General features: G+C 40.6%; 15 protein-coding genes and 1 pseudogene. 4 read left to right on the top strand and 12 right to left on the bottom strand.

The window, feature by feature from the left end:
* Positions 1–29: 29 nt before the first annotated feature.
* Genes ROSEINA2194_RS04965 through ROSEINA2194_RS21785 form a run of 3 tightly spaced genes read right to left on the bottom strand, consistent with a single transcriptional unit; the run spans position 30 to position 2,273 of the window.
* Positions 30–791: an amino acid ABC transporter ATP-binding protein gene (locus ROSEINA2194_RS04965; RefSeq protein ID WP_007884100.1), complete on the bottom strand. Its 762-nt coding sequence runs from the start codon at positions 789–791 to the stop codon at positions 30–32.
* Complete coding sequence (locus ROSEINA2194_RS04970; protein WP_438942526.1) at positions 781–2,091, bottom strand: ABC transporter permease subunit; 1,311 nt, start codon at positions 2,089–2,091, stop codon at positions 781–783. Before ROSEINA2194_RS04970 ends, ROSEINA2194_RS04965 begins: the two co-directional genes overlap by 11 nt.
* The gene (locus tag ROSEINA2194_RS21785; protein ID WP_007884103.1) at positions 2,049–2,273 is read right to left on the bottom strand and encodes a hypothetical protein; all 225 of its coding nucleotides are present in this window, start codon (positions 2,271–2,273) and stop codon (positions 2,049–2,051) included. The genes ROSEINA2194_RS04970 and ROSEINA2194_RS21785 overlap by 43 nt, the downstream gene beginning before the upstream one ends.
* A 273-nt stretch (positions 2,274–2,546) precedes the next feature.
* On the opposite strand from ROSEINA2194_RS21785, the gene ROSEINA2194_RS04975 reads away from it, so the two are divergent.
* On the top strand, positions 2,547–3,026 hold the full coding sequence (locus ROSEINA2194_RS04975) for an S-ribosylhomocysteine lyase (RefSeq protein WP_007884105.1): 480 nt from the start codon (positions 2,547–2,549) through the stop codon (positions 3,024–3,026).
* A gap of 136 nt (positions 3,027–3,162) precedes the next feature.
* Here ROSEINA2194_RS04975 and dnaJ read toward each other — a convergent pair whose 3' ends face one another.
* From dnaJ to hrcA, 4 genes and pseudogenes are all read right to left on the bottom strand, one after another.
* Positions 3,163–4,347, bottom strand: a complete 1,185-nt coding sequence (gene dnaJ / locus ROSEINA2194_RS04980; RefSeq protein WP_007884107.1) for a molecular chaperone DnaJ — start codon at positions 4,345–4,347, stop codon at positions 3,163–3,165.
* 162 nt (positions 4,348–4,509) lie between these two features.
* Positions 4,510–6,393 (bottom strand): molecular chaperone DnaK, encoded by a 1,884-nt coding sequence (dnaK, locus tag ROSEINA2194_RS04985; protein WP_007884108.1) that lies wholly within the window; start codon positions 6,391–6,393, stop codon positions 4,510–4,512.
* A 14-nt stretch (positions 6,394–6,407) separates the two neighbouring features.
* A pseudogene (gene grpE / locus ROSEINA2194_RS04990) lies at positions 6,408–7,069 on the bottom strand (nucleotide exchange factor GrpE).
* Between the two features lie 15 nt (positions 7,070–7,084).
* Complete coding sequence (hrcA, locus tag ROSEINA2194_RS04995) at positions 7,085–8,137, bottom strand: heat-inducible transcriptional repressor HrcA (protein ID WP_007884120.1); 1,053 nt, start codon at positions 8,135–8,137, stop codon at positions 7,085–7,087.
* Between the two features lie 399 nt (positions 8,138–8,536).
* Between hrcA and ROSEINA2194_RS05000 the strand changes: the two genes are divergently transcribed.
* Complete coding sequence (locus ROSEINA2194_RS05000) at positions 8,537–8,869, top strand: hypothetical protein (RefSeq protein ID WP_007884121.1); 333 nt, start codon at positions 8,537–8,539, stop codon at positions 8,867–8,869.
* 114 nt (positions 8,870–8,983) lie between these two features.
* On the opposite strand, the gene ROSEINA2194_RS21790 is transcribed toward ROSEINA2194_RS05000, so the two are convergent.
* From ROSEINA2194_RS21790 to ROSEINA2194_RS05020, 5 genes are all read right to left on the bottom strand, one after another.
* Complete coding sequence (locus tag ROSEINA2194_RS21790) at positions 8,984–10,108, bottom strand: ABC transporter permease (protein ID WP_007884122.1); 1,125 nt, start codon at positions 10,106–10,108, stop codon at positions 8,984–8,986.
* Positions 10,080–10,973: an ABC transporter permease gene (locus tag ROSEINA2194_RS21795; protein WP_007884124.1), complete on the bottom strand. Its 894-nt coding sequence runs from the start codon at positions 10,971–10,973 to the stop codon at positions 10,080–10,082. Before ROSEINA2194_RS21795 ends, ROSEINA2194_RS21790 begins: the two co-directional genes overlap by 29 nt.
* A complete protein-coding gene (locus ROSEINA2194_RS05010; RefSeq protein WP_044927244.1) occupies positions 10,973–11,653 on the bottom strand; it encodes an ABC transporter ATP-binding protein in 681 nt (226 codons plus the stop codon). The genes ROSEINA2194_RS21795 and ROSEINA2194_RS05010 overlap by 1 nt, the downstream gene beginning before the upstream one ends.
* 363 nt (positions 11,654–12,016) lie before the next feature.
* A complete protein-coding gene (locus tag ROSEINA2194_RS05015; protein WP_007884126.1) occupies positions 12,017–12,841 on the bottom strand; it encodes a sensor histidine kinase in 825 nt (274 codons plus the stop codon).
* Positions 12,831–13,493: a response regulator transcription factor gene (locus tag ROSEINA2194_RS05020; protein ID WP_007884128.1), complete on the bottom strand. Its 663-nt coding sequence runs from the start codon at positions 13,491–13,493 to the stop codon at positions 12,831–12,833. Before ROSEINA2194_RS05020 ends, ROSEINA2194_RS05015 begins: the two co-directional genes overlap by 11 nt.
* Positions 13,494–13,734: 241 nt before the next feature.
* Between ROSEINA2194_RS05020 and ROSEINA2194_RS05025 the strand changes: the two genes are divergently transcribed.
* Together ROSEINA2194_RS05025 and ROSEINA2194_RS05030 are read left to right on the top strand one after the other, a co-directional pair.
* Positions 13,735–14,967 (top strand): ATP-binding protein, encoded by a 1,233-nt coding sequence (locus tag ROSEINA2194_RS05025; RefSeq protein ID WP_044927247.1) that lies wholly within the window; start codon positions 13,735–13,737, stop codon positions 14,965–14,967.
* Positions 14,968–14,980: 13 nt separating this feature from the next.
* Positions 14,981–15,283: a nitroreductase family protein gene (locus tag ROSEINA2194_RS05030; RefSeq protein ID WP_007884136.1), complete on the top strand. Its 303-nt coding sequence runs from the start codon at positions 14,981–14,983 to the stop codon at positions 15,281–15,283.
* The last annotated feature ends 99 nt before the right edge of the window (positions 15,284–15,382 follow it).

Consider the following 15,382-nt stretch of genomic DNA (forward strand, 5'->3'; position numbering starts at 1 on the left):
GGCTGCCGCACAGCCTTTTTCTTTCATGATCATAATACTTTTGATAAAAATTCCTGCAATCTCGGACTCTGTGGATGTTCAAAGATCTCCTGCGGTGTGTTTTCTTCCTGAATGACACCGTCATTGATGAACATGACACGGTTTGCAACCTCTCTTGCAAATCCCATTTCATGTGTTACAACCACCATGGTCATACCGTCCTCTGCAAGTTCTTTCATAACGCTTAAAACCTCGCCGACCATCTCAGGGTCCAATGCCGAAGTCGGCTCATCAAACAAAATAATATCCGGGTTCATGGCAAGCGAACGGACAATGGCAATTCTCTGTTTCTGTCCACCTGAAAGCTGGCTTGGATAGGCATCCGCCTTATCAGACAGACCGATTCTTTTCAAAAGTTCCATCGCTTTTTTCTCTGCCTCTTCCTTGGTCATTTTGTTGAGTTTTACCGGGGCAAGCATAATGTTTTCCTTAATAGTCATGTTTGGAAACAGATTAAACTGCTGGAACACCATTCCGATTTTTTCCCGTACATGGTTAATATCCACCGACTTATCCGTCATATCCGTCCCCTCAAACAGAACGTGTCCGCTCGTTGGGATCTCCAACAGGTTTAAGGATCGCAGAAATGTCGATTTTCCACAGCCGGAAGGTCCGATCAATGCAAGGACATCCCCTTTTCTGATGGTCGTGGAGATTCCTTTTAATACTTCATGATCCCCAAAAGATTTGCAGAGATCCTGAATCTCTAAGATCACCTCTGCAGAATTGGTTGTATTTGTATTATCGCTCATTGTTTCTCAACTTCCTTTCTAAGACACCGACAGCTTTGCTAAGTCCGACTACCATCAGAAGATAAATGACAGCAACTGCGATCAACGGCATAAATGCCTCATACGTAACGCTTCGGATAATGTCTCCACCTTTTGTCAGATCCATCAGACCGATGTAACCACTGATGGACGTCTCTTTCAATAAACTGATAAACTCGTTACACAGTGCAGGGAGAATGTTCTTTACTGCCTGTGGCAGGATGATGGTGGTCATCGTCTGTCTGTAATTAAGGCCTAAGCTTCGTCCTGCTTCAAACTGTCCGATATCCACTGCCATAATTCCGGAACGCACGATCTCTGCCACATAAGCAGCTGAGTTCAAACCAAATGCGATCACTGCTACCACGATTTTTCCCGTGTTAATACTCTGGAAAATAACATAATAGATAATCAATAACTGGATCATGACCGGTGTGCCGCGGATGATCGTCAAATATGCTTTACAGACTGCATTCAGAATGCCAAGCCCGCCATTTCTGTCATGGCTGGTTCTGACAATGGCAATTAAAAATCCTAAGACAATACCGATCATCACCGCAAAAATTGTAATGATCAATGTATTGCCAAGACCTTTTAACATATATGCATAGCGGTTATCCTGAATAAAGTTCTGGTAAAATTTTTCGCCAAACGAACTCTTTGCTGTCACTGCATTCCCATCACGCACAATGATCACCTGCTTGGAAGTTGCATATGTATCTGTAAAGTTGACATTCTTCTTTCGTTCTTCTGTCACGGTAAATCCGGCAGCGCCCACATCTATCTTTCCCGTAGACACAGCCGGAATAATAGAATCAAATGCCATATCTTCAATCTTCAATTCCATACCGAGCTTATCAGCGATCGCCTGCATGATATCCACATCTATACCGACGATTTCATTATTCTCATAATACTCATATGGCGGGAACTCAGCATTTGTTCCCATCGTCAGTGTTCCATTCCCACGGGACGCATCCTGTGGTTCGTATGGATAATTTCCTTTTTCCGCATCTGTTCCAATATAATTTTTTGTAATCCGGTCAAGCGTTCCCTCGCTTCTTAATTCCTCTAATGCCGTATTGACCTTTTCCAGCAGATCATCGTTTCCCTTTGCGATAACGATCGCATATTCTTCCAGCGTAAATTCTTCATCGAGAATTTTAAGTCCCGGATTCTCCTCCACAAATGCGAGCGCCGGCTGTTCATCGATCACAACACAGTCAATCTTTCCCTGTTTTAATGCCTGGACTGCATCTGCGCCTTTGTTGTAACGCTCCACCGTTGTTCCTGATCCGTCATTTTCATAATCGGAAACATAAATATCACCGGTTGTTCCAAGCTGGACACCAATCTTTTTCCAACGATATCATCCACACCGCTGATCGCACCGGCTGTTTCCGTGGATGCTGCTTCCTGATCATCCTTCTGCTTTGTGCCGCATCCAGCAATTCCTGTCAGCACAAATGTCAGAACGAAAAGCCAAAGCAGCAGTTTTTACTTTTTTTCTTCATCATAAATATCCGCTCCTCTTTTTTTCTGATTGTCTGCATAAATATACATTATTTTTCATTGAAATACAAGTATTTTGGACTCAATTGTTAAGATTCCCTTTCCGATTTATCAGGGAACTGATTTTTTTCTTATATTATTATGTAACATTGTGGCTTTTTTCCTTGACTGTCCCGCAAAATTACATTAAAGTTTGTTTTAGAAAAAACAAAGGAGATTTTATTTATGGAAAAAATTGCAAGCTTTACAATAGACCATATCAAATTAGAACCCGGCGTTTATGTATCCCGCAAAGATACCGTCGGTGCAGAAGTGATCACCACATTTGATCTGCGCATGACTTCCCCAAACGATGAGCCTGTCATGAATACCGCCGAGATGCATACGATCGAACACCTTGCAGCAACATTTTTAAGAAACCATGCTGTTTACGGTTCCAAAACTATTTATTTTGGTCCGATGGGATGCCGTACCGGATTTTATCTGCTTCTCGCAGGTGATTATGAATCAAAGGACATTGTTGGCCTGATGATCGAAATGTTTGAGTTTATCCGCGATTTTAAGGGCGATGTTCCTGGCGCAAGTCCAAAAGACTGTGGCAATTATCTGGATATGAACCTTGGTATGGCAAATTATCTTGCCAACCGCTATCTTGAAAACACGCTCTACCATATTGATGAAAAACATCTGGTGTATCCGGAATAGAGTTTTCAAAACAGACATTGTATTTTCTATTGTCATAATAACAAACCCGGTGTAATCTCTCAGCAAAGATCTTACACCGGGTTTCTATTATCTGTTCATTTTACTAAAATGATCCTTTTAATCTTTAGAATCTGTTTTAGATATCATCAAAGGATTCTTTTAATTTATCCATGAATCCCTTTTTCTTCTTACCCTTTTCCTGGGTGCCGTTACCACCGGCGTTGCTTCGGTTTAAGGACGCACCTGTCAGTTCATCAAAATGACGTAACGCCTCTTTCGCCTCATTATTAAGACCTGTCGGTGTCTGGACAACCAAAGTTACATACTGGTCACCACGAACCCCTTTATTTCTCAGGGATGGAACTCCCTTTCCTTTCAGACGGATCTTGGTGTCGGTCTGTGTACCTGGTTTTACTTCATAAAGCACATCTCCGTCAACGGTATTGATACGGATCTCGCCGCCCAATGCAGCCTGCGCAAACGTAACCGGAGCTGTGGAATAAATATTCATATCCTGACGCTGGAAGATTGGATGTCTGGATACAACTACTTCTACTAACAAATCTCCTCTTGGGCCACCGTTGACACCCGGCTCTCCTTTTTCACGGATACGGACACTCTGTCCATTGTCGATACCGGCCGGAATCGTTACCTGGATTTTTCTCTTTCTTGCAATATATCCGGTACCACGGCAATCCGGACATTTGTCTTTGACTACTTTACCGGTACCATTACAATCCGGACAGGTCTGGACATTCTGCACCGTTCCAAAGAAGGACTGCTGTGTAAACACAACTTTTCCTTTGCCGCCGCACTTGGTACATGTTTCCGGGCTTGTTCCCGGTTTTGCACCTGTACCATGGCAGGTTGCACACTCATCCTTCAGAACCATTTCAATTTCTTTCTCACATCCGAAAACAGCCTCTTCAAATGTGATCCTTACACTGGTACGGAGATTCGCACCTTTCATCGGTCCATCATTGCCTCTTCTTCTGGCGCCACCGCCACCGAAGAAGTCGCCGAAAATATCTCCAAAGATATCTCCCATATCCATGCCTGAAAAATCAAATCCGCCAGCACCGCCGCCTGTACCATCGAATGCTGCATGACCAAACTGATCATACTGTTTACGCTTTTCTGCATCACTCAATACTGCATAAGCTTCCTGTGCTTCCTTGAACTTTTCTTCACATTCTTTATCACCCGGATGCATATCCGGATGGTACTTCTTGGCAAGAGTACGGAATGCCTTTTTTATATCAGCGTCACTCGCATTCTTCGGAACGCCAAGGACTTCATAATAATCTCTTTTCTCTGCCATAACGCTTAACTCCTTGTTATCATGTACAAATTTATCATACCGGCTATCTGTCTAAAGCATGATTCAATTTCCGGTTTTCAAAAATTTTAAAATATTTTCCTCTTCTACCGCATATAGGGTTTCCGGAAAACCGGAAACCCCTTTTTATATGCTGATTATATTTTAGACCTCTTTGAAATCAGCGTCTACAACATCATCATCTGCTGCGCCGGCATTGTTCGTCTGTGCGCCGCCCATGTTTCCCATATCAGGACCTGCTCCCTGGGCACCCTGTGCTGCCTGTGTCTGCTCATACATCTTAGCAAATACTTTCTGTGCACTCTGTGTCAGTTTCTCCTGAGCTGCTTTTAATTCAGCAACATCTGCGTCTGTCATCTCTTCTGCATTCTGATGTGCGTCCAAGAAAGATTTTACTGCATTTAAGTCAGCTTCTACTTCAGCTTTATCATTTGCATCAAGGTTTGCTCCAACCTGATCCAATGCCTGCTGTGTCTGGAATACGAAGGAATCTGCATCGTTTCTTGCATCGATTGCTTCTTTTCTCTTCTTATCCTGTGCTTCGAACTCAGCTGCTTCTTTTACAGCCTTATCGATCTCATCATCGGACATGTTAGATCCGGATGTGATTGTAATGTGCTGCTCTTTTCCTGTTCCTAAATCTTTTGCAGAAACGTTTACAATACCGTTTGCATCGATATCAAATGTAACCTCGATCTGTGGAACACCACGACGTGCTGGTGGGATACCATCCAGACGGAACTGTCCAAGGGATTTGTTATCTCTTGCGAACTGTCTCTCACCCTGTACAACGTTGATATCAACGGCTGTCTGGTTATCTGCTGCTGTAGAGAAGATCTGGCTCTTCTTGGTAGGGATCGTTGTATTTCTCTCGATCAGTCTTGTAGCGATACCACCCATTGTCTCGATAGATAATGATAATGGTGTTACATCAAGAAGTAAGATTTCACCGGCACCGGCATCTCCTGCTAATTTACCACCCTGGATAGAAGCACCGATTGCAACACACTCATCCGGGTTTAAGGATTTGCTTGGCTCTTTGCCTGTCAACTGTCTTACTTTGTCCTGAACAGCCGGGATACGTGTAGAACCACCAACTAATAATACCTGACCAAGATCTGCGTTTGTAAGTCCTGCATCTTTCATAGCGTTCTGAACCGGGATTGCAGTTCTCTCAACTAAGTCATGTGTTAATTCATCAAATTTTGCTCTTGTAAGGTTCATATCGAAATGTTTTGGACCTTCTGCTGTAGCTGTGATGAATGGTAAGTTGATATTTGTAGTTGTAGCAGAAGATAACTCTTTCTTAGCCTTCTCTGCTGCTTCTTTTAATCTCTGAAGTGCCATCTTATCTGTAGATAAATCAACACCTTCTGCTTTCTTGAATTCATCGATCATCCACTGTGTGATCTTGTTATCAAAATCATCACCACCAAGATGTGTATCACCGTTTGTAGCTAATACTTCAATAACTCCGTCACCGATCTCGATAATGGAAACATCGAATGTACCACCACCTAAATCGTATACCATGATCTTCTGTTCTTTCTCATTGTCAAGACCATAAGCTAAAGCTGCTGCTGTTGGCTCGTTGATGATACGTTTTACATCAAGTCCTGCGATCTTACCGGCATCTTTTGTTGCCTGACGCTGGGCATCATTGAAGTATGCTGGTACTGTGATAACCGCTTCTGTAACTTTCTCTCCTAAATATCCCTCTGCATCTGCTTTTAATTTCTGAAGGATCATTGCGGAGATCTGCTGTGGAGAATACTGTTTATCATCAATTGCTACTTTGTAATCAGATCCCATATGTCTCTTAATGGAAGAGATTGTTTTTTCTGCGTTTGTAACAGCCTGACGTTTTGCAGGTTCACCGACTAATCTCTCTCCTGTTTTTGTAAATGCTACGATAGATGGTGTTGTTCTTGCACCTTCCTGATTTGCGATAACGGTAGGTTTTCCACCTTCCATAACTGCTACACAGCTGTTTGTTGTTCCTAAGTCAATACCAATAATTTTACTCATAATAATTTCCTCCTTTAATTAGCTACCTTTACCATGCTGTGTCTTACCACAGCGTCTCTGTACATATAACCTTTCTGAAGTTCTTCCGCTACTATATTTTCGCCAAGCTCTTCATCTTCCACATGCATGACTGCATTATGGAAATTTGGATCAAATTCCTGTCCAACTGCCTCGATTGGTTTTACACCAGCCTCCTCTAATGTTGTAAGGAATTGTTTGTAAATCTTATCCATACCAACGACAAATGCATCTTCCTTTTTGTCTTCCGGTACAGCCGCAAGTCCGCGCTCGAAATTATCGATCACCGGAAGCACTTTCTCAACAATTGTTTTTGCTCCCATATCAAACATCTGTGATTTTTCTTTCTCAGTACGTTTGCGGAAATTCTCAAATTCTGCCATCTGGCGTCTCAGACGATCGGTAAGATCTTCAATCTGTTCATCTTTCTTATCTTTTTCTTCTTGAAGAATCCCTTTTTATTGTCATCAGAATCCTCTTTGGAAGATCCTTCTGTCTCTTCCGCCGTTTCCTCTGTGTCTTTCTCTTCTGTCTCAGAAGCTGTATCCTCAGTCGTTTCAGCTTCTTTTACGGAATCTTCTGTCTGATCTGCCTGGGACTCTTTTTCTAAATCCTCTAAAACCTCTTCTAATACTTCTTCTTTCTTCGCTTCCTGCATTTCCCAGCCACCTTTCTATACTTCTCCTTTTGGCTTATCTAAGATGCCATCCAGAGATTTTTTCAATGTGTTCAGATTCGCCATTACTTTCTCATAATCCATCCGCTTCGGTCCGACAATTCCTATCGTTCCCCGAACACCTTCGCCCAATTCATAAGTTGCAGTCACAACACTGCAGTCCTTCATCGTCTGGATCGGGCTTTCATTCCCTATATAAACCTGAATTCCTGTATTCTCTTCATCCAACAGGTTTTCAGTTACAAGGCTTGCCAACTGCTGTTTCTCCTCAAATGTGGAGATCAGTTCACTTGCTTTCTCCGCTGAATCAGATAACTCCGGATATTTGAAAAGATTTGTCGTACCACTCGTATAAATCTTAATATCCTCATCCTGACCCATTGTCTCACCAAGTGTATCAAGCACGTTGCTGACGATATCACTGTGGATACCTGCCTGCCCTTTCAGCTTGGCGATGGTCGCAAGATTGATCTCTTCTAATGCCAGACCATTCAGATTCGAATTCAGCAGGATATTCAACTTCAACATTGTCTCATTATCAAGCGGTTCTGATACCGGAATGATCTTATTCTTGACCATGTTGCCCTCTGTGACGATCACTGCAAGGATCTGTTCCTCATCCACATTAGAGAGCTGGATGAACTTCACTTTGTTCCGATGATAACTCGGCGCTGATACCATTGTTGCATAGTTGGTATTGGCTGCCAGAACTTTTGCAACCTTCTGCAGTACCTGTTCCATCTTCTCGGTGTGTTCGATGACAAACTGTTTCATGTCATCCACTTCCCGGTTCTTCTCTTCCATCAGATGATCTACATAGAAGCGGTAACCTTTATCGGAAGGAATCCGTCCTGCCGAAGTATGCGGCTGTAAAATGTATCCTAATTCCTCAAGGTCTGCCATCTCATTTCGGATCGTTGCTGAACTTAAATTCAGGTCTGTATACTTTGAAATGGTTCTTGAACCAACCGGTTCACCTGTTTCCAGATAGTTGCGGATGATAGCATTTAAAATTTTCGTTTTACGTTCGTCTAATTCTAATTCTTCCATTCACTCACTCCTGCTTCTGGAAATATCATAATTGCCCAACAACGCTTGTCACTGAACAATTATCTGTGTGTTTTTAGATTTGTTAGCACTCATTTGATTGGAGTGCTAATATCTATGTACCTAACATAGCACCATCCTATTTTTTTTGTCAACAGTATTTCTGATGTTTTTTGAAGATTTTTTGTGAAAAAATTGTGTCCTGCCAGAGTTTAGCGGTCGTAGTGTCGCAGATTTTATGGTGCTTTCTTAGGTTTTGAAGTGCATATATAAATGTCCGTTCACAAGGCAATTTTATATGTAATGAAAAAGAAAAACGTAGGATTGTAAGTGTGATTGTGGTAGAATTATGTTTAGTAATGAATTTATAAAATCAGAACTTGAGGAAGGGAGCGTGATTGTATGAAAAAGAAGCTATCTGTTATGACTGTAATCATTTTGGCTCTTGCGATATGCGTATCGGCATGGTTTTATGGGTACTACAATCGCAAAAGCAACGACAATCTTCCCACTCTGACGGCAATCGCAGAAATGAGTGAAGCTGATGTTAATAGCCTTTTGCCTGGATACCATATTGACCAGCTTAGAGAGGTATGGGGGAAACCTGATACCAGTGAAGACGGCACAGTATGTTGGAAAATTGGGGATACCACTCTCATTGTGAGTTATAAAAATAATGGTATAGTTGCGATTTGTGGCCTTAAAGACGATAGCGGTGTCTCCATAGGAGAATAACAGCTTCCAATTTTATGGGGATGGCAATCAGTCATACTATGATTAGAAAATAAGATACTTACAATCATAAAATAGGAATGAACATTGAAACTAATGCCCGAATGGCATTAGCCATTATACAATATCCATTCTTATTTCATCAATAATACTTTTATCTCTTAACTTATGAATTTCAGTTCGTGTGATAGAAAACACAATTCCTATCAAAACAAATATACCACCAAATAATGCCGTCCACGGAATATGATACAATACCGGAAAAGCCTTCCGAATGGATAAATTAATTAAAAATGGAATTGCAATTCCAAGTATCACTCCCGGAACAAGTGCATTTAGAACGCAAAAAATACTTTCACTATATAACATCCTGCAAAGTGATTTATTTGTCATTCCAACACTCTTTAACACTGCAAACTCACGGCTTCTGATTCTGATATTTGTCGTCAGCGTACTAATTACGCTTGTAAACCCCATGAGAATGAGCAGGATAACAAAACCATACATCACAATTTCAGCAAGAACTATAGCTATATTGAGCATTTTAATCATAGCATCTGTGCGGGCAATTCTCACGGTATATCCCTGCTCTGCATAAGAATCCTCTGCCACAATCGGAAAATATTCATCCATGACACTTCTGGCATATTCTGTATAATCATCTTCATCTGATGGCATACTAAACCAGTCAAAACTCCTCGCATCCGCATCAGGTACGACAATTCTGACCGGATATGGTGTCATTTCCCAAAAACCATATTCCTTTAAATCGGACTGTTCTAAAATACCTCCAATTGTAAGTGTGTTCTTCTCATTGGCTGCGTTTATCAGGGAAATCTGTGTCACATCATCTTTAAAAGGTTTTATCGACGTATACACTCCATTGTCATTATATTGGTAAGTGTTCAGCAAAAGGATACTTCCATATTCTGCGCCTGCCCTGTCACAGAGTTTTTTATAGAGTTTTTCATCAACGGACACGATTTCTGTCCTTGTTTCCCCATTATCATCAGAAAATTTCGGAACCTGCAGCATATCCTTTGTTAATGTATTTTTATCTAATAGCGCATTGTAGGTAAAAGCATCTGCTCCAACACCATATACATCTATCCCGTACTTTTCCAGCTTTTGTGTAATTTCATTATATTGGTCTGATGTAACAGGCCGGCTGATTTTTCTCTCTTCTTTCCCTGTTTTCGCATTAACCCCGGTATCATAATTGGAACAATAATCCACCATCATTTCTTTTGATTTTTGGTGTCATCCATTCTTGGAATTCCTTTGCCTGACCGGATAATCCTCCGGTTAACAGAAAAAGTAAAATCCCAAGTGACAATGCACGTATCGTTGCCCTATAGCCGTATTTGTTTCTTTTCATGTTTTTATAGGCAATTGCAGTCTCACATCCAAATATTTTTTGGATAACGCTGTCTTTTACCTGGATTTCTTTCAAAGCTGTACCTGCTCCAATCCCTTTTACACACTGGATCGCAGTAAATCTACCAACCTTTTTAGCTGGTCTGTATGCAGAGAATAATACAATGCAAAACGAAAATACACCTGCAAACAAATATGTCCACACAGATATATGAAAGGGCAGTGAAAAGGTAAAAGGTCTCATAATAATTTCTTTTGCAGCATCATTGATATTGGAAATAAAATGTCCTGTAAATTTCACACTAATATAACCTAGTATAGTTCCTGCAATAAGTCCAAGCGGGATGGCTGTCAGACTAAGCCATAAACTCTCATAGACAACACTTGCCCTTATCTGTCTGCCTGTTGCACCGACACATTTTAAAATACCAAACTCCTGAATCCTCTTATTGGCACTAGCAGAAAATATATTGGATATTACCGTAATCGACATTGCCGCAATAAGAAGACCTAAAATCAGTGCCGGTATTGCAAGCATGAGAGTGTATGCTCCTCCATATTCTCCATAATCCGAACCAAGGAAATCCGTAAGCATCTTATTTGCACTTGTCACAAAGCACATTACAGTTGTAATAAGTGATGTTGCAAGTGCGATCGCAAAAATTCCTGCAATCGTTCTTTTTTTATTCACTTTCATCTGGCTTAAGGCGAGTTGTGCTGTTATTTTCATTACTTCATCACCTCATCTTTTATGATTTTTCCATCTCCGATCGTGATGATCCGGTTCGCCTGCAGTGCAATCTTTTCGTCATGTGTGACAAGAAGAATCGTCTGCTTATATTTCTGATTGGTAAACTTCAAAATATCCAGAATCTCTCTGCTTGTTTTACTGTCAAGATTTCCCGTCGGCTCATCTGCAAGAATAAATGCCGGCTCGTTTATAAGAGCCCTTCCTATGGATACTCTTTGCTGCTGCCCTCCTGACATTTGTCCCGGCAGATGTTTTGCCCTTTTCTCAAGACCCAGCATATTCACAATCTCAGAAAGCCGTTCCTTATTCTCTTTTCTTCCATCTAATTTCCATGGCAGCGCAATATTTTCCTCCGCAGTAAGAGTGGGTATCAGATTATAAAACTGATAAACAATTCCCAGATTTCTTCTGCGGAAAATTGCAAGTTCATCCTCACTCATTACTTGTATCTCATTTCCATCAATGATAATAGAACCGCTTGTCGGATGATCAATTCCGCCAATCATATTCATAAGTGTCGATTTCCCGGAACCGGATGCTCCGATGATTGCAACAAATTCTCCTCTTTCTACCGAAAAAGACACATGATCAAGCGCAATCACTTCCGATTCACCTTCACCATATTTCTTTGTTAATTCCTTCACTTCTAAAACAGCCATTGCATTTCTCCTTGTTTTAAATACCATCTTATAGACAATTGCGAAACTCCTCATAATCTTCTTTAAATTGTTCAAAATTAACAAAAACATTCAAGACACGCTCTCGCTACGTGTCGCTCGCAGCGGTACTAAGAAGCCTGACACAACCTAGCGTTGTATCAGTCTTCTAAGTGCCGGCGGCTCCCCAGTGTCTTTCATGTCTTTTGTCAATTTCTCACAATTCAATTTAGGTTTTAATAAGTTTTCGCAAAAGCCTAAATACCATCCTAGCAATGCAAAATGACTGTACCGTGACAAAAGAATTTATTATTGTGACAATTTTGTCACTTAGAAACAATTCCAGGTCTTCCAGCATAAGTGATATTACTTGAAAAATTTTAAAATAAAAGTCGTTCCCTCTCCCCTGCCTCCAAAATCAACATCAATGTCGCCACCCTGTCCTTTCAGAATAGAGAGTGCAAGCGGCATTCCGATTCCAAATCCATTTTCATTGGTAGAGTTTTCAAACCTTTTAAAAAGAGCAGCATACTCTGTTTTGTCCATTCCCATACCGCTGTCCCTGACCGAAATCCAGCTATACATGGGATTTTCTCCGCTGTCAATCTCAATCACACTTCCATCCGGTGAATATTCGATCGCATTTTTGACAATGTTTGTGAGTGCTTCTGTGGTCCAGCGTTTATCACAATGTATGATGCAATCCTGTTTCAGCTCTATGGTCAGATTGTGGATATCCAAAAGGATTGCCACCGATGGTTTTACCGCCTCTAAGAGTTCTGACGTGTAGATGTCATTTTTGATAAAATCAATTGCATGGGCATCAAGCTTTGCCATCTTAAGAAGTGCCCCTACAAGCCACTCCATTTTGTTTAGCGAAACCTGAATGTTATGAATGAACTCTTCCTGTTTTTCCGGCTCTGCCTCCTCCAGTAAATCTGCCATAATCATCATGGAAGTAATCGGTGTTTTTAACTGATGGGAAATATCTGCCATATAATCAGAGAGACTGTCTCTTTCTGCCTCAACTGCCTTTATCTGTTCATTTTTCGTGTTCACAAGAGCATAAATATCATTTTTTAATATGTTAAAAGAGCCTTCCTTATTCACTCGAATATCCAGTTCCTCGCCGGAACTATAGCCTTTCACAAACTCCGACAACTGTTCTATCTCTTTTTTCTTAATCCACACGATATCCCATTCCTCTCACAGTCTCAATGTGTATTGCCTCTCCAAGTTTCTCCCGCAGCCGTTTCACATAAACGGTAAGTGTATTATCCTCAACAAAGTTGCCGTCTGCGTCCCATATTTTGTCAAGAATCTGCTGCCTTGTCAAAAGGATTCCTTTATTACTCGCAAAAATAAGCAGCAACCGATATTCCAATGCTGTAAGTTCTATGATTTTATCATTCACATAAACTTTTGCCTCATCTGTATGGATGGCTGCATGACCCATATAGATTATGTTGTCCTTCTCTCCATTTTTGATATTGGCAGATAAAATGCGCCGGACTCTCGCCAAAAGTTCTCTGATTCTGAAAGGCTTTACAATATAATCCTCTGCTCCTTCATCAAATGCCCTCACAATTGTATTTTCATCATCCACAACTGTCAGGAAAATCACAGATGTAGCAGTATTTTGGAATATCTCACTTACATCAAATCCAGTTCCATCCGGGAGCTGCATATCTATAATTGCCAGGTCAAAATTATAATGTTCTATTAAACTTCCGGCATCTTTTATACCTGTGGCATGATTTGTTTCATAACCTTCTGTCTCAAGTGCATACAGAATTCCCGAAGCAATCATTGTGTCATCTTCCAACAAAAGTATTCTACTCATGAATTATTTCTCCATATTCATTCAGCAATAAATCTAATTGTTCAAATTGGGTCATATTGCGTTCTCCTTCTTGCTAATATAATAATTCATATTATTGTGAAAGTAAATTGATTACTTGGGAAGGATTGTCTTTGCATAACACCCACTTTCGAAAAATAAATTTTTTGTTGTTTTTGAAAGCGGCATCTTGCATATACTATTTATAGACAGTATAATAAAAATATCAAAGCAGTTTCAAGAAATGAATTTTTTTCAACTTTTGAAAGTGGGTGACTATATGAAAACAATCACAAGAACAAAATATCTCGACAGAATCATTGAGCTGAACGGTACTCCCGACATCAAGATTATCACAGGTATTCGTCGATCTGGCAAATCCAAGCTGATGCAGGCATATATTGAGTACCTGAAAAGCCATTTTGAAAATATCAATATCATCTTCATTGACTTCATGGATTTGACGTATGAAGAAATCAGGGAATACCATGCCTTACACGCCTATGTGGAAGAACATTATCAGGCAGGAAAAACAAACTATCTGTTTGTAGATGAGGTTCAGATGTGTCCCAAGTTTGAGTTAGCAATCAATAGCCTGTATTCTAAAGGAAAATACGACATTTATGTAACCGGCTCCAACGCATTTCTGTTGAGTGCGGATTTGGCAACGTTGTTTACCGGACGATATATTGAAATTCATGTGTTTCCTTTCAGCTTCCAGGAGTATTGCCAATATTACGATGATGTCAGTGATAAAGATAAACTCTTTGATGATTACTCCATCAAAGGCGGTTTAGCAGGTTCCTATGCTTATAGAACTGAAAAAGACAGAACAAACTATATAAAGGAAGTCTACGAAACCATTGTTACAAGGGACTTAGTACAGAAATATGCTCTGCCGGACACTTTGGTTTTGCAGCGTCTGAGCGAGTTCTTGATGGACAATATCAGCAATCTGACTTCGCCTAATAAGATCAGTCAGCTGCTGACAGCAAATGAGAGCCCGACCAATCATGTGACCGTAGGCAGGTACATCAAGTATTTGTGTAATGCCTTTGTGTTTTATGATATTAAGAGATACGATATTCGTGGCAGGAAATATCTCGAAAGTTCTGAGAAATTTTATCTGTGTGACAGCGGTATTCGATACGCAATTCTGGGAAGCAGAAATATGGACTATGGCAGAGTTTATGAGAATATCGTTTGCATCGAACTTCTTCGACGTGGATACGATGTCTATGTCGGCAAACTCTATAAAAAGGAAATTGACTTTGTTGCTCAGAGGGGCAGCGAAAAAATTTATATTCAAGTAAGTGATAACATTTCCGGGCAGGAGACATTTGAGAGAGAATGTTCCCCTCTGCTTCAGATCCGAGATGCCTATCCGAAAATGATCATTGCCAGAACCAGGCATCCGAAATATAGCTATGAAGGAATTGAAGTTCACGATATAGCTGATTGGCTGTTACAGGAGTAAAAAAGCCTATGATATGGGATATTCTATTAATACTAATCAGCACACGCCATTTGCAAGTATTGAAAATGAAAAACTAATCGTTGAAATTTGCGATTCACTGTCCATAGGTGCAGCAATTGAAAATATGATTCTGACAGCAACCGGATATGGATTGGGCACCTTATGGATTGCCAATACTTGTTTTGCCTATAATGAGCTGATGGATTTTATCGGAACAGACAGCCAGTTGACAGGAATTGTTGCGGTTGGCTTTGCCGATGAATCTCCTGCTAAAAGACCAAGAAAGCCCTTAGAAGAAATCGTTGAGTACAGATAGGTAAAACCGGAGTTTAACGTATGAACTGCCGCCTGTAGGTGGTGTTACGGATTTTCGCAGGTTATGTTAATTGCATGCCAACAAAGTGTATAGAAATCT

This window comes from Roseburia inulinivorans DSM 16841 (genome assembly GCF_000174195.1).
Taxonomy (GTDB): Bacteria; Bacillota; Clostridia; order Lachnospirales; family Lachnospiraceae; genus Roseburia; species Roseburia inulinivorans.